The organism is Kordia periserrulae, assembly GCF_003054265.1.
In the GTDB taxonomy this organism is placed as follows: Bacteria; Bacteroidota; Bacteroidia; order Flavobacteriales; family Flavobacteriaceae; genus Kordia; species Kordia periserrulae.
Genome location: NZ_QBKT01000008.1, coordinates 102,464 through 120,551, shown reverse-complemented (window position 1 = coordinate 120,551; position 18,088 = coordinate 102,464). Strand labels below are relative to the sequence as shown.

General features: G+C 36.0%; 18 protein-coding genes. 4 read left to right on the top strand and 14 right to left on the bottom strand.

Going from position 1 to position 18,088, the window contains the following annotated elements; all coding sequences use genetic code 11:
* Positions 1 to 276: 276 nt before the first annotated feature.
* Entirely contained in the window at positions 277 to 1,548 is a 1,272-nt protein-coding gene (locus tag C8N46_RS15995) for an asparagine synthetase B (protein WP_108115930.1), read from the top strand.
* Between the two features lie 430 nt (positions 1,549 to 1,978).
* Here the strand turns inward: C8N46_RS15995 and rplT are convergent, their stop codons facing one another.
* The 6 genes from rplT to C8N46_RS15965 all read right to left on the bottom strand — a co-directional run bounded on the left by rplT (position 1,979) and on the right by C8N46_RS15965 (position 7,820).
* On the bottom strand, positions 1,979 to 2,323 hold the full coding sequence (gene rplT, locus C8N46_RS15990; RefSeq protein ID WP_108115929.1) for a 50S ribosomal protein L20: 345 nt from the start codon (positions 2,321 to 2,323) through the stop codon (positions 1,979 to 1,981).
* Between the two features lie 139 nt (positions 2,324 to 2,462).
* Positions 2,463 to 2,660 carry a 50S ribosomal protein L35 gene (rpmI, locus tag C8N46_RS15985; protein WP_108115928.1) on the bottom strand — a complete coding sequence of 66 codons (198 nt, stop codon included), beginning with the start codon at positions 2,658 to 2,660 and terminating at the stop codon, positions 2,463 to 2,465.
* A gap of 90 nt (positions 2,661 to 2,750) precedes the next feature.
* On the bottom strand, positions 2,751 to 3,299 hold the full coding sequence (infC, locus tag C8N46_RS15980) for a translation initiation factor IF-3 (protein ID WP_108115927.1): 549 nt from the start codon (positions 3,297 to 3,299) through the stop codon (positions 2,751 to 2,753).
* A gap of 23 nt (positions 3,300 to 3,322) precedes the next feature.
* Entirely contained in the window at positions 3,323 to 5,266 is a 1,944-nt protein-coding gene (gene thrS / locus C8N46_RS15975; protein ID WP_108115926.1) for a threonine--tRNA ligase, read from the bottom strand.
* A gap of 158 nt (positions 5,267 to 5,424) precedes the next feature.
* Positions 5,425 to 6,462 (bottom strand): cytochrome d ubiquinol oxidase subunit II, encoded by a 1,038-nt coding sequence (gene cydB / locus C8N46_RS15970; RefSeq protein ID WP_108115925.1) that lies wholly within the window; start codon positions 6,460 to 6,462, stop codon positions 5,425 to 5,427.
* An 11-nt stretch (positions 6,463 to 6,473) separates the two neighbouring features.
* Positions 6,474 to 7,820, bottom strand: coding sequence for a cytochrome ubiquinol oxidase subunit I (locus C8N46_RS15965; RefSeq protein WP_108115924.1), 1,347 nt, complete (start codon positions 7,818 to 7,820; stop codon positions 6,474 to 6,476).
* A 256-nt stretch (positions 7,821 to 8,076) separates the two neighbouring features.
* Here C8N46_RS15965 and C8N46_RS15960 point away from each other — a divergent pair, with 256 nt between their 5' ends.
* Positions 8,077 to 8,442 (top strand): hypothetical protein, encoded by a 366-nt coding sequence (locus tag C8N46_RS15960; protein ID WP_108115923.1) that lies wholly within the window; start codon positions 8,077 to 8,079, stop codon positions 8,440 to 8,442.
* 81 nt (positions 8,443 to 8,523) lie between these two features.
* On the top strand, positions 8,524 to 10,626 hold the full coding sequence (locus tag C8N46_RS15955) for a TonB-dependent receptor domain-containing protein (protein ID WP_108115922.1): 2,103 nt from the start codon (positions 8,524 to 8,526) through the stop codon (positions 10,624 to 10,626).
* 234 nt (positions 10,627 to 10,860) lie between these two features.
* Here the strand turns inward: C8N46_RS15955 and C8N46_RS15950 are convergent, their stop codons facing one another.
* The 8 genes from C8N46_RS15950 to C8N46_RS15915 form a co-directional block, all read right to left on the bottom strand.
* A complete protein-coding gene (locus C8N46_RS15950) occupies positions 10,861 to 11,526 on the bottom strand; it encodes a peroxiredoxin (RefSeq protein ID WP_108115921.1) in 666 nt (221 codons plus the stop codon).
* 137 nt (positions 11,527 to 11,663) lie between these two features.
* Complete coding sequence (locus tag C8N46_RS15945; protein WP_108115920.1) at positions 11,664 to 12,125, bottom strand: methyltransferase family protein; 462 nt, start codon at positions 12,123 to 12,125, stop codon at positions 11,664 to 11,666.
* A gap of 153 nt (positions 12,126 to 12,278) precedes the next feature.
* Positions 12,279 to 13,541: an NAD(P)/FAD-dependent oxidoreductase gene (locus tag C8N46_RS15940; protein WP_108115919.1), complete on the bottom strand. Its 1,263-nt coding sequence runs from the start codon at positions 13,539 to 13,541 to the stop codon at positions 12,279 to 12,281.
* A gap of 127 nt (positions 13,542 to 13,668) precedes the next feature.
* Positions 13,669 to 14,199 carry a hypothetical protein gene (locus C8N46_RS15935; protein WP_108115918.1) on the bottom strand — a complete coding sequence of 177 codons (531 nt, stop codon included), beginning with the start codon at positions 14,197 to 14,199 and terminating at the stop codon, positions 13,669 to 13,671.
* A 1-nt stretch (position 14,200) separates the two neighbouring features.
* Positions 14,201 to 14,923 carry a DUF2490 domain-containing protein gene (locus C8N46_RS15930; RefSeq protein WP_108115917.1) on the bottom strand — a complete coding sequence of 241 codons (723 nt, stop codon included), beginning with the start codon at positions 14,921 to 14,923 and terminating at the stop codon, positions 14,201 to 14,203.
* Between the two features lie 5 nt (positions 14,924 to 14,928).
* The gene (locus C8N46_RS15925) at positions 14,929 to 15,435 is read right to left on the bottom strand and encodes a c-type cytochrome (RefSeq protein WP_108116046.1); all 507 of its coding nucleotides are present in this window, start codon (positions 15,433 to 15,435) and stop codon (positions 14,929 to 14,931) included.
* A 73-nt stretch (positions 15,436 to 15,508) separates the two neighbouring features.
* Positions 15,509 to 15,775 (bottom strand): heavy-metal-associated domain-containing protein, encoded by a 267-nt coding sequence (locus tag C8N46_RS15920; protein ID WP_108115916.1) that lies wholly within the window; start codon positions 15,773 to 15,775, stop codon positions 15,509 to 15,511.
* Between the two features lie 226 nt (positions 15,776 to 16,001).
* Positions 16,002 to 17,414, bottom strand: a complete 1,413-nt coding sequence (locus C8N46_RS15915; protein ID WP_108115915.1) for an MBL fold metallo-hydrolase — start codon at positions 17,412 to 17,414, stop codon at positions 16,002 to 16,004.
* 257 nt (positions 17,415 to 17,671) lie between these two features.
* On the opposite strand from C8N46_RS15915, the gene C8N46_RS15910 reads away from it, so the two are divergent.
* Positions 17,672 to 18,064, top strand: coding sequence for a hypothetical protein (locus C8N46_RS15910; protein ID WP_245896903.1), 393 nt, complete (start codon positions 17,672 to 17,674; stop codon positions 18,062 to 18,064).
* The last annotated feature ends 24 nt before the right edge of the window (positions 18,065 to 18,088 follow it).

The window sequence follows — 18,088 nt, the reverse complement described above, 5'->3', positions numbered from 1 at the left end:
GTGTTTTTATGCTTTTTCGCTTGGTGTTTTTCCCTTTTTTTGTAGGAAAGATTTTTTTTCATGCTTTTTGAGACCTTTTTAATGAGTTTTGAAAGCGGCTAATAATCACATTTTGAGTAGATTTTATGGGTGTAATTGTTCGTTTGATTTTTAAAAACGATTAAAAAAATATCGATGAACGGTCGGTGAAATGCACTTTTTTGTAAGAATTGTTATAGAAAAGATAAATCTTTCCTATAGGAATAATTTTTGCGTATCTTTCCATTTATAAAGATGATGAAATTGAAATTAAAAAATAGTATTGCATTGATGCTACTGCTCTTGTTTTCAGTGAGTAGTTATGCCTCGTACATCCTAATTCCGATGGATGCGGAGTCGCAAAAAGACCATTTAAAAGCGTACGGAATTACCTATTGGTCGCTTGAGAAAAAAATCAAAGTAAAATGGTTGCTCAACTATCGTGGCGGCTCGTTTTTGTTGCCTGCTGTGGAAGCTGTTGAAAAGGAATGTAAAATTCGCGGTGTCTCGTATGAAATTTTATCAGATGCAAAAACAGCGACAATTCTGGAAGAAATTGCAAGTCCGAGTAAAAATCAGGAAGCAGTTATTTTGGAAAAAGCACCTAAAGTTGCGGTATATTCTCCAAAAGGAAATGTGCCTTGGGACGATGCGGTGACCATGGTGTTGACGTATGCGGAAATTCCGTATGAAGTTGTCTATGACGAAGAAGTGTTGTCAAATGAGCTGATAAAATACGATTGGTTGCACTTACATCATGAAGATTTTACAGGGCAATACGGAAAGTTTTACGGTATTTATCGTTCAGCGCCTTGGTATATTCGTGAGAAGAAAGAAGCGGAAGTATTGGCAAAAAAGTTAGGATACGATAAAGTTTCGGAAGCAAAATTAGCAGTGGCATTAAAAATTCGTGATTATGTGATTGGTGGCGGATTTATGTTTGCCATGTGTAGTGCTACGGATAGTTTTGATATTGCCTTGGCGGCAGAAGGTGTAGATATTTGCGAACCAATGTTTGATGGCGATGTGTCGGATAGAAATTACCAAAGTAAAATTGATTTTAATAAAACCTTTGCGTTTACAAATTTTGAACTAGAGCGCAGTCCGACGAAATACGAGTTTTCTTCGATTGATATGACGTCCAAAAGACGTATTGTAAAAGATGCTGATTACTTCACATTGATGGATTTTTCAGCAAAATGGGATCCGATTCCGACGATGCTATGTCAAAACCATACTGCATTGGTAAAAGGTTTTATGGGGCAAACCACCAGTTTTGATCGTTCGCAAATAAAACCATCCGTATTAATTTTAGGCGAAAATAGGACTAACGGCGAAGGTCGTTATATTCACGGCATTAAAGGAAAAGGTTTTTTTACATTTTATGGCGGACACGATCCAGAAGATTATCAACATAGAGTAGGAGATCCAAAAACGGAATTGGAACTACATCCAAATTCGCCAGGCTACCGATTGATTTTAAACAATATTCTATTTCCAGCAGCGAAGAAGAAAAAACAGAAAACGTGATTTTGTTTTAGTTTAAGGATTTATGAGTTTAGCAGTTTATAGCAGTATTTTATGTATCTTCTAGCAGTATAAATTTTTAAACCATAAGTCATGTTAGAAAAATTCAAGAAATTTTCAATCCAGTAACCACATTTGGTAAAAGGTGGCACTACAGCTACCGATGATTTGGCAAAATGGAGAAAGCCCGATTAACAGTAAAGAGGTTGTTTAAAAAGTTACTACAAACATCCTTCTGAGCTTGACTCAAAATCTCACTAGATGGATTTTCAATTGTTATGAGAAACCAAATCAAGTTTGGTTTGACGAATTTTATACTTTGTAAACAACCTCTTTTTTTGGTTTTGATGAAAATCATATTTCAAATTAGCGCATAAAAAAAACCGACACTAAAAAGTATCGGTTTCTAAGCGAAATATATATGTTTGACGATTTATTTTACTTTATCAACAATTGCTTTGAAAGCATCTGGGTGATTCATTGCTAAATCGGCTAAAACCTTACGGTTCAATTCGATGTTATTAGCTTTTACTTTCCCCATAAACTGAGAATATGACATTCCATTCAAACGTGCACCCGCGTTGATACGAGTAATCCATAATGCACGGAATGTTCTTTTCTTATTTCTACGGTCTCTGTATGAGTAACTCATAGCTTTGTCAACCGCATTCTTTGCAACTGTCCAAACGTTTTTACGTCTTCCAAAGTAACCTTTGGCTTGTTTTAATACCTTTTTTCTTCGGGCTCTACGAGCTACCGCGTTTACTGATCTTGGCATATTTTTAAATGATTTTTTGTAGTAGGCGGTCGATAATCGACACTTAGTCTTTTCTAAAATCGTAAATCTAAAATCTTAAATTTGCAATCACAAAGGCCTAACTCCAGGGTTTATAAATTGTTTTAACCGAAAGAACGGATTACTTTAAACGTAATTGTTCTTTAATACTGTTAACGTCACTATCGTGTACTAATGTACTGTGCGTTAACTTTAGCTTGCGCTTTTTAGACTTCTTTGTTAAGATGTGACTTTTAAAAGCGTGCTTTCTTTTAATTTTACCAGTTCCAGTAAGCTTAAAACGCTTCTTAGCGCTGGATTTTGTTTTCATTTTAGGCATATTTCCTAAGTATTTAAAAATATTTCGCTTATTTTCTTCGATTCGATTTCTCACAGCAAATTCTATATCATGCTGAGCGAAGTCGAAGTATTATTTCTTTTTCGGTGCGATGAACATAATCATTCGCTTTCCTTCTAATTTTGGCATTTGTTCTACCTTTCCATATTCTTCCAGTTCTTGGGCTAATTTTAATAATAAAATTTGTCCTTGGTCTTTGTAGATAATGGAACGTCCTTTAAAGAATACGTATGCCTTTAACTTGGCACCGTCTTGAAGGAATTTCATCGCATGTTTCTTTTTGAATTCGTAGTCATGCTCATCAGTTTGAGGTCCAAAACGTATTTCCTTAACAGTAACTTTAGAAGCTTTGGCTTTGATTGCTTTTTCACGCTTCTTCTGTTCGTATAGGAATTTTTTATAATCCATTACCTTACAAACAGGAGGATCAGCTTTAGGTGAAATTTCAACTAAATCTAATTCTTGTTCTTCGGCAATGGCTAGTGCTTTCCTAGTAGGATAAACGCCAACTTCTACATTGTCTCCTACAAGTCGTACTTCAGGAGCATTGATTTTTCTGTTAATTCTGTGTGGATCCTCTTTGACTTCTCGTCTTGGAGCTCTACTTCTTTTTCTTCGTATTGCTATGGTTCTAAAATTTTAAATTAAACATTAAATGGTTTCAAGCTATTTTGTACTTCTGATGTCACTAAGTCAGCAAACGCTTCCATAGTTATTGTACCTATATCACCTGCGCCATGTCTTCGTACAGAAACTGTGCCATCTTTTTCCTCCTGCTCACCAATGATTAACATGAAAGGAACTTTGCTCATTTCTGCTTCACGAATCTTTTTTCCGACTGTTTCGTTACGATTGTCGATTTGGGCGCGAATTTCGTGATTTTCTAACAAAGTTAAAACTTTTTTCCCGTAATTCTCATATTTTTCACTTACAGGTAATAAAATAGCTTGTTCTGTCATCAACCATAACGGGAAATTTCCACCTGTATGTTCCAACAAAATAGCGATGAATCGTTCCATACTTCCAAAAGGAGCACGGTGAATCATGACAGGTCTGTGAAGCTCGTTATCACTGCCTTTATAAGTAAGTTCAAAACGTTCGGGTAAATTGTAATCTACTTGAATTGTTCCTAATTGCCAGCTTCTTCCTAAGGCATCTTTTACCATAAAATCGAGCTTTGGTCCGTAAAAAGCAGCTTCTCCATATTCAACTACATAATTGAGCTCTTTTTCTTTTGCAGCGTTGATAATTGCTGATTCTGCTTTTTCCCAGTTTTCATCAGAACCGATGTATTTTTCTGGTTTTTCTGGGTCGCGAAGAGAAACTTGCGCGGTAAAATTGTCAAATCCTAAGGAACCAAATACGTACATTACCAAGTCAATCACATTTTTAAACTCTTGATCGAGTTGGTCAGGCGTACAAAAAATGTGTGCGTCATCTTGCGTAAATCCACGAACACGTGTCAATCCGTGCAATTCTCCACTTTGCTCGTAGCGATATACCGTTCCGAATTCTGCGAAACGTTTTGGTAAATCTTTATAACTCCATGGTTTCGTATTGTAAATTTCGCAGTGATGCGGACAGTTCATAGGTTTTAACAAAAATTCCTCATCTTCTTTAGGCGTTTTAATAGCTTGAAAACTATCTTCTCCATACTTCGCAAAGTGACCAGAAGTCACATACAATTCTTTTTGTCCGATATGTGGAGAAACCACCATTTCGTATCCTGCTTTTTGCTGTGCTTTTTTCAAAAAGTTTTCCAATTGCGAGCGCAATGCAGCACCTTTCGGTAACCATAATGGCAATCCTTGTCCAACTTTCTGTGAAAATGTGAACAATTCTAGTTCTTTTCCAAGTTTTCTATGGTCGCGTTTTTTGGCTTCTTCTAAAAGTTCTAAGTAATCTTTTAAATCTTTTTGTTTTGGGAACGAAATACCGTAAATACGCGTCAACTGCTTGTTGTTTTCATCGCCTTTGTAATAGGCACCTGCGACACTCATTACTTTGACTGCTTTTACAATTCCTGTGTTTGGAATGTGTCCACCGCGACATAAATCGGTAAAGGTATCATGATCGCAAAACGTGATAGTGCCATCTTCCAAGCCTTCTACCAATTCTACTTTGTATTCGTTTCTATCTTTATAATATGCCAAAGCTTCTTCTTTGGTAGCCGAACGCATTTTGAAATCGTGCTTTCCGCGAGCAATCTCTAGCATTTTGTTTTCAATGGTTGTAAAATCTTTATCTGTGATGGTTTCTTCGCCCATATCGATATCATAGTAAAAACCATTTTCAATAGCAGGACCCACCCATAATTTCGCCTCTGGGTACAATTCCAGAATTGCTTGTGCTAAAATATGCGCAGATGAATGCCAAAACGCTTTCTTTCCTTCATCATCTTTCCAGGTGTATAAAGTGAGCTTTCCATCTTGGGTAAGTGGCGTAGTAGTTTCTACTGTGGTACCATTAAAGTTTGCAGAAATCACGTTTCTGGCAAAACCTTCACTAATATTCTTGGCGACATCCATAGGAGTTGCGCCAGAATTAAATTCTCTAACCGAGCCGTCAGGCAATGTAATTTTTATCATACAAAAATAAATATTATGCCAACAAAGATAAGACGAACTAAAAACCTGTACAATTTATAGCGATAGAATGTTTTGTAAAATACCAAAGACTTTTTAAAGAATATCTCCTAACTTTAAAAACGACTAGTTTTTGTGGTGAATTTTAGTGAAAAATTTTGTTAGTAGCTAGTGTCATCAAGTGTTACTTTTCCGTGAAATGTTTTGTATAAGAACAAGAAATAACCTGCTAAAAGCGGCGCACCAATGACCACAATCGTCAGCATGATGCCTAACGATTTTTGTGAGGAAGCCGCATTGTATATTGTGACACTGTATTCAGAACTGATGGTTGAAGGCAATAATACAGGATACAATTGAAACGCCACCAACATTAGTAAAAACGCCATGGTGAGCGATGAGAATACCAATGCATGCGCGTACTTTTTTTTAGAAACCAATCTAGGAACATTGGCTACGGCTAAAAAGGCAAGTACTGGCAATATAAAAAACACAGGATTTTCTTTGAATTTATCCGTTACTCCAGGAAGGTATATTAACGTGTAAAATGAAGTAATGACAAAACTCAGGATGAAAAATATCATTGCTTTTTTTAGTAAAAATGTCAATCGTGCATGCAGGCGACCTTCTGTTTTGAGTAATAAAAAGATAGCTCCTTGCGTCATAAATATGGATAGTGTTGTAAAACCGACCATAATAGCATACGGACTTAAAAACGAGAAGAAAATGCCTCCTTGATAGCTAAAGTTTTCGCCAATTTCAAAACCTTGTAAGACATTTGCCAATACCACACCAAGCAAAAATGAAATGAGTGTGTTGGACGTAAAGTAAATAATATCCCACGTTTTTCGCCACCAAGTCATTTCTTCAGCGCTTCTAAATTTGATGGCTGCCGAACGTAATACGAGTAGCATCAAAAATAGCATGAACGGAATATACATTGCGGAAAGCATGGTTGCATACATGACAGGAAAACCAGCAAATAGCGCACCGCCACCAATAATTAACCAAACTTGATTGGCATCCCACAACGGACCAATAGCGTTAATGGCGATTCGGCGACTCAAATCTTTTTTGAAAAATAAGTGCCAAGAGCCAGCGCCATAATCAAAGCCTTCTAGAATGGCATATCCTGAGAATAAGAGTCCGACAACTAAATACCATAATGTGGGATAATCGATACCTAAAAAAGTCTCCATGTAGTTTTTGTTTAAATTATGTCTAATGCATGTTCAGCTTCATCATACGGTCCGTGCTTTATCTTTTTATTTAACGAATAAATAAATAACAGAAATAACAACGTATAGACCACTAAAAATAATATCAGCGAAAAAAGAATTTGATTGGAAGATACTTCTTGCGAGAAACCTTCACTAGTTCGCAGGTGTCCATATACAATCCAAGGTTGTCTTCCCATTTCTGCGGCAAACCAACCTGCTTGATTGGCAATTTGTGGTAATAACACAGAAAACACAAAGATTCTTAATAACCATTTTTTATCAAACAATTTGCCTCTCCACCATAAAAAACAAGCATACAGCGTCAATCCAATTAAAAACATACCAATGCTTATCATGATGTGATAAAATTGAAATACAGCATTTACTTGTGTCGGTCGGTCTTCCTTTGGAAATGCGTTAAGACCTGTAACGGGCGCTTCAAAATCTTGATGTAATAAGAAAGACAAACCGCCAGGAACTTTCAAGCCTGTAACTTCTTGCGAAGCATCATCAACCCAGCCAAACAGATACAAATCTGCAGCAGCGTTCGTTTCATAATGTCCTTCCATTGCCGCTAATTTTGCAGGTTGATTTTCCGCAACACCTTCTGCAGAACTATGTCCAGAAACCAATTGTAATAGCGAAAAAATCGTTGCAACCGTTAAGGCAATTTTAAAAGCTTTTTTTGAAATTTCAATATATCTTCCTTTTAATAGATAATATGCATGTACGCTCAATACTAGAAACGTTCCTGCTAAAAAAGCACCTTGCCACACGTGAATGATTCTATCTACACTAGACGGATTGAAAACCATTGCCCAAAAATCCGTGACTTCTGCGCGTGCGTTAAAGCCTTCGCCTACAATATGATATCCTGCGGGCGTTTGTTGCCAACTATTAGCAACCACAATCCAAACTGCAGAAAACATAGAGCCTAAAAATACGCCAACAGCGGAGATAAAGTGAACTTTGGGCGATACGCGGTTCCATCCAAAGATAAGGACACCTAAAAAGGCACTTTCCAATCCGAAAGCAAACAAACCTTCTGCCGCTAAGGCACTTCCAAAAATATCGCCAACATATCTAGAATATACCGACCAATTGGTACCAAATTCAAACTCCATAATGATTCCCGTTGCGACACCAATACCAAAGGTGATGGCAAATATTTTTAACCAAAAACGGGTGAGTACTTCATAATGCTTATTTCCTGTTTTCAGGTAAAGTCCTTCCATGATGACCATAATAAGACCAATACCAATACTTAACGGCGGATAGATGTAGTGAAAAGCAACAGTGAAAGCAAACTGGATTCTGGCTAGAATTTCTGTTTCCATAGTGATGAATTAGATATCACAAAAGTAAAAAGATATGTTGCTTTAAAGCGTAACATCGGTTACATAAAACGTATTTTAACAAATTTATTTTTGTGTAACAAAAGTGACTTACAACTATAGAGTGGACTTTTATTTTTGCCTTTTTTGATACTGTTATTCGAACTGTACTAAAAGTATGTTTTTTTGGCTGAAATAAAATAAAAAATGTGTGATATTTGTCAGCTTTTAAAAAAATAGCAGTCTTTACTTTTGCTTTGTGAAATTAATTTGCGCACATATACTAGCTATCATTTTATTATTCAATAGTGTCAAAGGCGCTCTTGCATACGGTTGGTATGTGTTGGATATTGATAGTTTTATTGAGCAATTGTGTGAAAATAAAGATACACCAGAATTAGAGTGTAATGGAAAGTGCTATTTGACGAAATTAAGTCAAAATCAATCTTCTGACGACAGTCAAAATATTCCTGTCATAGAGTGGGAGCAATTAGTATACTGTCAAACAGAAATTTTCATGCACAAAGAAGCTATTACTTGTATTGAGTCTACGACTAGTTTCTATTACACTACCAGTAATTCTGAAGCGCATATTCATTCTATTTTCCATCCTCCAAAAATTTAAAAACACATACAAAGACTTTACAGAGAATGCCTTTTTAGGATGTTCTCAAAATTACTGTGTTTAAATTTTTGAATTAAAAAAATGACTATAAAAAAATTAGCGCTCTTATGCGCCCTTATTCCTGTGTCTTTATGTGCGCAGGAAACCACAAAAAAAGATTCTACAAAAAGAAAAACCATCAAGCTGAATACCGTTATTATTACAGGCGAAGGAGCTACCGATCCTGTATTAACGACGGTAAAAACAAACTTGGTCAAGAAAGTAGTACAACCCAAAAATGTTGCCGATTTGTTCAATGATTTTAATGGCTTTTCTTTAATTAAACGAGGAAATTATGCCATTGATCCCTCATTCAGAGCGGCGCAATACGAGCAATTAAACATTCAATTTGATGGCGGAACAAAAGCCGTACACGCGTGTCCAAATAGAATGGATCCGATTACCACTCATGTTGTTCCAGAAGAAATTGAAAAAATAGAAGTTATCAAAGGTCCGTATACGGTTCGTTATGGCGCGACTTTTGGCGGAATTGTAAATCTTGTCACTCAAAAACCGAGTACTATGGATACAGGTTTTCACGGCAGTGTCAATTCTGGGTATGAGTCTAACGGAAATTCGTTGGTTTCTTCCGTAAAACTACAACAAGCAACAGAGAATTATCATATTGTTGGAAACATTGGTTACAGAGATTTTGGCAATTATAAAGATGGTGATGACGTTGAAATTCCATCCGCATTTAGAAGTATTGATTACGGTTTGCGCGTTGGATATCAAATTGATGATAGACAAAGCATTCAAGCGCATTGGCGACAATCGTTTGGAAGAGATGTGTTGCATGCAGGATTGCCAATGGACACCGATGAAGATAACAGTTCAATTCTGTCTTTAGATTATAGACTTTCAGGGATGAGCGGTTTTTTAAAAGAAGTGAATGCCAAAGCGTATTATTCGTATGTAGATCATATCATGTCAAACACAAGACGACCGTCGTTTATGATGACCGAGGCAGTATCTGCTATTGAAGCTTCTACCGCAGGTGGAAAAATCGAACTTAAGATGAAACCTACTGAAAAATGGACACTCTACGGAGGAGTTGACGCGATGCTGATTGCACGTGATGGCGATAGAACGCGACTTGTAAAGCGAAATATGACAGGCGATCTTTTACCACAACCAATGGTTTTTCAAGACAAAGTATGGCAAGATTCGTATGTGAACGATTATGGTTTGTTTGCAGAAAGTAAATTGGCAATTACTAATAAAACCATGTTTACTGCCGGAATTCGGTATGATTTGGTGGTTTCTGACATTCAAGATGCTGCGACAGATTTTGCACAATTATATCCCAATTTAGGGCAACGAGATGAACATAACATATCAGCAACCGTTTCGCTAAAACATAAAACTTCAGAGAATACTACGTTGGAAGTTGCCTATGGTCGTGGCGTGCGCTCAGCAAATATGATTGAACGGTATATCAATCATTTTACGGTGGGACAAGATCCTTTTGAATATGTCGGAAATCCTAATTTGGATGCGGAAGTAAACAATCAGTTTGAAATTGGGTTCAAAGGACGTACAAAGTATACCACTGGCATAGATGCGTTTCAATATAGCATTTCTGGATATTATGCTTTTTATGACAATTATATTGTTCCGGTGATTGACCCAACGTTGGATAGAAAGTTTATGCCGAATGCACAACCGCAAGAAGTAAAGCGTTTTATCAATCTTGACAAAGCTTATAAAACAGGTTTTGAAGCATCCGCTCAAGTAGATTTTGCGAAGTATTTTAATGCTTCTACTGCTTTTTCGTATGTGTATGCTAAAAATAAAGACTTGAACGAATCTTTACCGCTCACGCCACCATTGACAACGCGTGTTGGTGTTGGATTTGAAAAGGAGAAATTCTGGGGAAGTGTAGATTATACCATCGTATCGCGACAAGATAAGATTGCGCAAAGTTTTAGAGAGCAAGCAACTAATGGTTATGAAACGCTTGATGTGCGTTTTGGGGTAACACCAATGCCGAAATTGAATATTGGTGTCGCGGTATTGAATGTTTTTGACGAAACCTACAACAATCACTTGAATTTTTCTTTTGTAAATCAGGCTGATTTTACACGAACGCCCATTACCGATCCTGGAAGAAACTTTTCAGTATTTGTTCAATATGCGTTTTAACAAATTTTATACAAAGAAGTGATTTAAACTTTTTCTTCTGGCTGTAAATTAATCTTATTTTGCCCTAATTTTGACTTTTTTTCGTGCCTTAGCCATGGCTATGCCACTCAAAAAAGGCTTCATCAGACCAAAAAATCTTAAATTTTCGCTACAAAACAAAAAGTTTAAATCACTTCAAAACACAAAACCATCAAGAGTCATTTCTTGATGGTTTTTTTGTGATGTAGCTTAGGATTAAATGTCCTTTTTAGCCAAATACCATGTAATTTTTTCCACAGAATCATCGGCAAGTCGCTCATTAAGTGCGTCTAATGATTTTGGTGGTGGACAAATGGCTTTATCGCCAGGTTCCCAATCCAAAGGCATCGCAACGCTATGTTTGTCAGATACTTGTAATGCTTCTAATACGCGTAAAATTTCGTTCATGTTTCGTCCAACATTCAACGGATAATACATAATCAAGCGTACTTTTTTAGCTGGGTCAATAAAAAATACAGCTCGTACAGCAGCAGTTTCACTTTCGTTGGGTTGCAACATTCCATACAATTTGGAAACTTTCATATCAATATCGGCAATAATTGGAAAGTCAAAATACACGCCTGTGGTTTCTCGTACGTTTTGAACCCAACCTAAATGCGCGTGAATACTATCGATACTCAATCCTAATAATTCGGCGTTCAGCGCATCAAATTCTGCTTTTCTGGTAGCAAATCCGCTCATTTCTGTAGTACAAACAGGCGTAAAATCCGCTGGATGCGAAAACATCACAATCCATTTGTCTTTTGCAAATTCGGACATTTTTAGCGTTCCTTTTGTAGTTATCGCTTCAAAATCAGGAGCAATATCGCCTATTCGTAACATGGAAGTACCTTGTTCTTGTATTACATTTTCAGTAGTCATAATATAGTTTTTATTTATTATTTTAAATTATGGTATAAAATTAAACTATAATTTAAAGCTGTACTGTCACTTGTGTTACACACTGTAAAATTTAATATTTTTTAACAGTTGAGAAGATATACTATTTGTGTAAGTTGTTAATTGCTAAAGAGTTTTGGGAAAAATCTCCCTGTACGTTTCTTATAGTCAACGTATTTCGGAAAGCGGATGGAAAGTTTTTGTTCTTCGTATGTTGATTTAAAGAAAAATAGCAGCAACAGTGCTAAGGTTACCAAAAGTTTATATCCTGAAGCTTCATGCATGCCATAGCCAAATAAAACCATTAAAATACTTGTGTAGATAGGATGTCGGATGTATTTGTAAAATCCTACTTCAATGAGTTTGCTCCCAGAAACAGGCGTTGGAAAAGGAGTGAGGTTGGTGTTGAGTTGTAGCATGCTTATAAAACCCATTACAATTCCTAGTACGAGAAGTAGCATTCCAAGGACACTAAGAATGATGTGATTTGAAAAAGAAAGTGCAGATACAGGAATCATATACAGCGCAAATAACAAAACTTGTACGCCAACATATACATAATCGCTTTTTGTCTTTTTCATTAGTGTATGTGCTTAAAAAAAGAAACTGTCTTAGAAGAAAAACGTCAAACTAAACTGGATTTTGGGGAATCATCTGTATAAGATTTTTAATTAAGTTTAGAAGGACGTCTTTTGAATTTCTTCCGACAGTTTCTATTGTTTTGTCAAGATGCGTTATACATCTTTTCCTTTCATCATTTTATTCCAATATAAGTAGGGAAGACCATATTTTTTTAACATCCACAATCTCCAATGCTCTTTACTGCTATCAAAAATGAGCATTTGTTTTAGTTTAGGATCGGGCGTAAAGTTTCCTTCATAATCAAATTCCGCCAAGGTCATTTTTCCATATCCAGTTACTAAAGGACACGAAGAATATCCATTATACGATTTTGAACCAATTTTTTGTTGGTTTATTAACATGGTTATATTATCAACCACTACAGGCACTTGCTTTCTAATGGCGGCTCCTGTTTTGGCTGTTGGCAATGCTGCTACATCTCCTAAGCCAAATATATTTGCATATTTGTGGTGTTGAAGTGTGTGATGGTCTACATCTAACCAGCCTGCATCGTTTACCAAATTCGATTCTTTGATAAATTTTGGCGCTGCTTGCGGAGGTGCTAAATGCAGCATGTCAAAAGGCATTTCTATCACAGTATCACCAGTTAATTTTTCTCCCAGCGTATTATCTTCCATAATGACACATTTGTTTTCTTCGGGAGCGGTATTTCTAAAATACACGATTTTTTTATCCGAATCGATTTTAAAAGGCGCATAAAACGGTTTGAAGTGAATTCCGTATCTGTGAATGACTTTCATCAATGTTTCCTTAATTGGTTTTACACCAAAAATCACACTTCCAGGCGTAGCAAAAATGACGTTGGTTTTGTCAGCAAGTTTATTTTTTCTGAAATAATCTGCCGCTAAATATGCGATTTTTTGCGGTGCACCACCACATTTTATAGGCGTTGTAGGTTGTGTAAATACGGCATTACCGCCTTTAAAGTTTTTAATTTGTTCCCATGTGTGTTTTGGGTCTGTATAATTGCTGCAAACAATGCCTTTTTCCAAAGCTTCTGGCAATCCCTCAATCATTTCTGGTGCCATCACCAATCCTGGAGCAACAACCAAATAGTCATAGGTAACAGCACCTGAAGATTTTGTGTTTACAGTATTGTTATCAGCATCAAAAGAAGTGGCATAATCTTTTATCCATTTGACTCCTTTAGGAATCAGACTCGACATGGGGCGTGCTGTTTTGTCGTAATCGTACGTTCCTCCACCAACAAGCGTCCACGCTGGTTGATAGTAATGAGTATCAGAAGGTTCTATAATGCCTATTTCTAAATTTTTGTTTTTCTTCACCAGTTGCGCTGCGGTCATGATTCCTGCAGTTCCGCCTCCGATAATTAAAATTTGATAATGTGATGCCATTTTTCTTAATTATTTAATAATTCAATAAATGTATAAGATTAATTTTGAGAATACTGTAACTTATGTTACATAGGAAAACGCTATCCAAAAAATGCGAGTTGATTTTCAGGGTATTTTTTTGTTTATTTTATAGTTTAAAGCCAATACCTAAGCCAATATTCCAGGTGTTGTAACCATCAAATCGCTGATCTAAAAATAAGTTAGGCATAAGATACATGGAGCGTGTGATGTCTTTTTCATATTCAATTCCGACGCGAAGTAGGTAAAAGGATTCTCGCTTTTCCAATTCAACACCAGGACCAACCGTTACCACAAAACCATTTCCAAAATGATACAACGCATCAATGGTAAATACCAACGGATTTATACGTTCAATTTCTTCATTATCTGAATTTCGAATGATGAATGTTTCTATTTCGATATCGTTATGGAGTCCAATTCCCCACTTGTGGTTGAACCAATACTCAAAGTCCAATCCCCAAGAAGGGACAAAAACATTGTCCACGCCTTCCGTATTGATAAGCGTATGTCCAATAATTCCTGCGATTCTAAATCCACGTCCATCGTTGTGTTCTTCAGTCACCTCATGCTGATGTTGTGCATGTAATTGCGTCGCTATTCCTATAAATAGTAATAGCATGATTCTAATTTTTGTCATATTACATTTTGTATGTTAGGGTAGTTTCCCAAATTTGATTATTGATAAAGAAATCGGTTCTTTTTGCATAAATATCATGATATCCTGTTCGGATTTTTATATGGTTATTTACGCGAAAGCTGACGCCTAAAAACATCCAGTTTTGATCTAATTTTTCAGGTCGAAGGCGATTGCCAAAATCCAAATGCGCTTCGTCATACGCTACCAAACTTAGGACACGATTGGTGTTGAATTTGTATAAAGGAATCGCAATTTGAAATTTATACCGAAAGCGATTTCTGTAGCGAATGCCGTCAATGGAATAAGAATCGTTTTCAGTTTTGACAATTTTTTGTTGAAAACGTTCTTCAAACCGTAATCTGTGCGCAAACGAAAACTTAGAAAACGCATGTTTGATGGTAAGTTGTTGAAAAATATTGTTTTCCACAGCGTCTATTGGCGCACTAAAATCGGCATAACTGTAATTTTTTATGTAACTGTAGCCAATCGCAACATCCAAATCATTTCCAAACGTATAATGCACAAAAGGTCGGATGATAAATTGTTCCCAATCGGTTAAAAAATTGGTACGTCTAAAGTTAAATTCGGCATTAACAGACCAATTTTGCGTTAGTTTCTTATGAATATCAATCGTATTCCAACTGCTAAAATGTAGTTTTCGTTCTTGCGCTTTTGCTGTAAAAATTGAGAGTCCAATAAGCAGTACAAGCCCTATTTTTTTCATTTTGATTATCCTTGATTCGCATCATTTCGATACTTCATTTTTCCATGTCCTTTTTCTTGTATATGCTCTTTAAACCATGCAGGTTCTTCTATTTTAAAATCGTAAATATAGTTGGAAATAAGTTCAATATCTTCTTTAGAAAATTCTTGATATGGCATGACACCAAAGCGTCTTACGGCACCTCGCATTTTTGTGTTTTCTTTAGAAGGTTTTTTGACAAAATTCCAAATTGATGCAGCAAATTCTTGTTTGGTCATGTTATCATCGAGATAATGTGACTTCACAGCAACCATTGGAGGCGCAATTCTTGCATCGTGAGAAGCTGTAGGATTGTGACATGCATAACAAAGTGTTTCCATCAGTTTTTTTCCTGGATGATTGTCATTGGTATATGTCACTATTTTTGTTTCAATGGTTGTTTGATGCGAATACAACTGTTTTTGTGTATCGGAACAACTCATCAACAATTGAATTAAAAAAGCAATGGTTATGATATGTGTGATTCTTTTCATTTGAAGTATGTTCAGTGATTTATATTTGTTGACTTTTTTAAGTCTGATGTTTTTTGTGATGTAATTTTTGCCACTATCGTAGCTTACCAGAAGCACAACTTACTAGCGATTTGGCTTTTGATAACATTCCATTGGCATCTTCAATGCTTGGATAGCCTAGCGCTTTTAATTTTTGTTTTACTTCTAAAGCACTTTCTGTGTTTGTTGCGGTAAATGAAATCGTTGCATTTTCAATATCGACGGTAATATCTGAGATATTTTCAATCGTAGACAATTTAGAAGTTATCGTATTGGCGCAACCGCCACAACGTAAATTTTGGACTATAATAGTTGTTCTCATCGTACTAATTTTTTACACCTGCAAGGTATTGTGAATCGAGAAGTTGGGCAGTAACATTGGTTACATTTGGAGAAATAAAAATCAAGAATTCCTAGCTATTTTTAACTCTTTTTTGAAATAGGTAAATTGGAAAACATAAAAAAACCGAATCAATCTATTTTGAAACGGTTTTTAGTGTTTTTAATTATCGAAATCTTAAAGTTTCGAGCGAATTTACTATGTTATATTACAACAAGGTTGTTGGGCACACATACTCGGAAGTATCTACAGAAGTTTCGGCAATTTCTTTAAAACCACCCACAACATCAACAAAATTATCCCAACCGCGTTGTTTTAAAATAGACGCCGCAATCATGCTTCTATAGCCACCAGCACAGTGAATGATAAAAGGCTCATCTTTTGGAAATTCTGCCAAATGCTTATTAATTTCATTTAGCGGAACATTAATCGCATCTATCACATGCTCGGAATCAAATTCACTCTTTTTACGAACGTCAAATATTTTTACGTCTTTGTTTTTATATTGCTGTTCCAAGTCGGTAGCTGAAATTCGTTGTAAAGAATCCACTTCTTTACCGTTCTTTTTCCACGAATCAAATCCGTCTTTTAAATACCCAATTGTGAAGTCATAACCCACTCTGGACAATCGTGTAATTGCTTCTTCCTCTTTTCCTGGATAAGTGATGAGTAAAATTTCTTGTTTCACATCTGGAATCATTTCACCAACCCATTGCGCAAAATTTCCTTCCAGTCCAATATTAATGCTATTTGGAATAAAACCTTTGGCAAAATCACTCGCATCACGTGTATCTAACAGCAATGCGCCAGTTTCATTGGCTACGACTTCAAATTCATTTGGTGTTAGTGCTTGTTTTGCTCTGTCCATAATAGTATCAAGACTTTCATAGCCTTTGATATTCATCAATACATTTTGAGGGAAATAGCCAGGAGGCGTTGTCAATCCGTCTAACAAAACTTTGATAAATTCATCCTTCGTCATGTCTTGCAACGCGTAGTTCACTTTCTTTTGATTACCCAAAGTATCTGTGGTTTCCTTGCTCATCTTTTTACCACAAGCAGAACCTGCTCCATGATTTGGATATACGATTAAATCGTCGCTCAAAGGCAAAATTTTGTTTCGAAGCGAATCGTACAAATGTCCTGCAAGTTTCTCTTCTGTCAAATCTGCAATGACATGTTGTGCCAAATCTGGGCGACCAACATCACCGATAAATAAGGTGTCTCCAGTAATAATTCCGTGTTCTTTTCCGTTTTCATCAATCAGTAAATACGTGGTACTTTCCATAGTATGACCTGGCGTGTGAATCACTTTTACTTTATAATCGCCCACTTCAAAAACTTGTCCGTCCGTAGCCGTTATCGCTTCATATGCTGGTTTGGCTCCAGGACCAAAAACAATTTCAGCGCCTGCTTTTTTCTGTAAGTCTAAATGACCACTCACAAAATCTGCATGAAAATGCGTTTCAAAAACATACTTAATTGTAGCATTATCTTCTGTAGCGCGATCAATGTACGGTTGTACTTCTCGTAAAGGGTCAAAAACTGCGGCAACACCATTACTTTCTATATAATAAGCGGCATGCGCAATACATCCTGTATAAATTTGTTCTACGTTCATATCGATTAGATTTTAATTTTGAATGTGATAAAGATAAATTTTAAGTCATTTTCTTTTAGTTACTTAGGTTACACTAAAGAAATTAATTCTTAAAAAATGATATTTGTCATAAAAAGGCATTTTATGCTAAAAATTCTAAACACGTTACAATAAATATAAAAGGAACACCAAGGCACTTATGTAGAAACAGTATAAAATATTGTCTATGTGACATGAGTTACATTTGTGTGCGTATTTTTATGTACATTTGTTAGGTGATGAAAATAATTACCATATCGCTTTCTTTTCTAATCTTCTCGCAAAGTGTAGGCTTTAGCGTGAAAGATGTATTACAGATTGGTGATTTTTTTGAACATGCACAATATCACAATGAACAATATGGTGATTCACTTTTAGAATTTATCTCGAAGCATTACGGTGTTTTAAAAACAGAACACGAACAAGAACATCAAGAAGAACGTGAAAAGCATGAAAAATTACCTTTTCAGCAAACGTTACAAGTAGGAGCGACTGCATTTATACTACAATCAGTTGAAATTCAGATAAAATCTATTGATTTTTCAGAATTGCGAGATGTGCAATTTCACTACTTGCAAAGTGATTCTTCCTTACACTCACAAAAACACCTTCAGCCACCGCGGCTTTCATAAGTAATCAGGGTTTTATTAATTTTT

Excerpts from the sequence above, each read along its gene's own strand:
- C8N46_RS15995 (WP_108115930.1), top strand. The coding sequence starts at position 277 with ATGAAATTGAAATTAAAAAATAGTATTGCATTGATGCTACTGCTCTTG.
- rplT (WP_108115929.1), bottom strand. The coding sequence starts at position 2,323 with ATGCCAAGATCAGTAAACGCGGTAGCTCGTAGAGCCCGAAGAAAAAAG.
- C8N46_RS15940 (WP_108115919.1), bottom strand. The coding sequence starts at position 13,541 with ATGGCATCACATTATCAAATTTTAATTATCGGAGGCGGAACTGCAGGA.
- C8N46_RS15915 (WP_108115915.1), bottom strand. The coding sequence starts at position 17,414 with ATGAACGTAGAACAAATTTATACAGGATGTATTGCGCATGCCGCTTAT.
- cydB (WP_108115925.1), bottom strand. The coding sequence starts at position 6,462 with ATGGAGACTTTTTTAGGTATCGATTATCCCACATTATGGTATTTAGTT.
- C8N46_RS15910 (WP_245896903.1), top strand. The coding sequence starts at position 17,672 with ATGAAAATAATTACCATATCGCTTTCTTTTCTAATCTTCTCGCAAAGT.
- C8N46_RS15945 (WP_108115920.1), bottom strand. The coding sequence starts at position 12,125 with ATGAAAAAGACAAAAAGCGATTATGTATATGTTGGCGTACAAGTTTTG.
- rpmI (WP_108115928.1), bottom strand. The coding sequence starts at position 2,660 with ATGCCTAAAATGAAAACAAAATCCAGCGCTAAGAAGCGTTTTAAGCTT.
- C8N46_RS15935 (WP_108115918.1), bottom strand. The coding sequence starts at position 14,199 with ATGACAAAAATTAGAATCATGCTATTACTATTTATAGGAATAGCGACG.
- C8N46_RS15955 (WP_108115922.1), top strand. The coding sequence starts at position 8,524 with ATGACTATAAAAAAATTAGCGCTCTTATGCGCCCTTATTCCTGTGTCT.
- thrS (WP_108115926.1), bottom strand. The coding sequence starts at position 5,266 with ATGATAAAAATTACATTGCCTGACGGCTCGGTTAGAGAATTTAATTCT.
- C8N46_RS15965 (WP_108115924.1), bottom strand. The coding sequence starts at position 7,820 with ATGGAAACAGAAATTCTAGCCAGAATCCAGTTTGCTTTCACTGTTGCT.
- C8N46_RS15950 (WP_108115921.1), bottom strand. The coding sequence starts at position 11,526 with ATGACTACTGAAAATGTAATACAAGAACAAGGTACTTCCATGTTACGA.
- C8N46_RS15930 (WP_108115917.1), bottom strand. The coding sequence starts at position 14,923 with ATGAAAAAAATAGGGCTTGTACTGCTTATTGGACTCTCAATTTTTACA.
- C8N46_RS15925 (WP_108116046.1), bottom strand. The coding sequence starts at position 15,435 with ATGAAAAGAATCACACATATCATAACCATTGCTTTTTTAATTCAATTG.
- C8N46_RS15920 (WP_108115916.1), bottom strand. The coding sequence starts at position 15,775 with ATGAGAACAACTATTATAGTCCAAAATTTACGTTGTGGCGGTTGCGCC.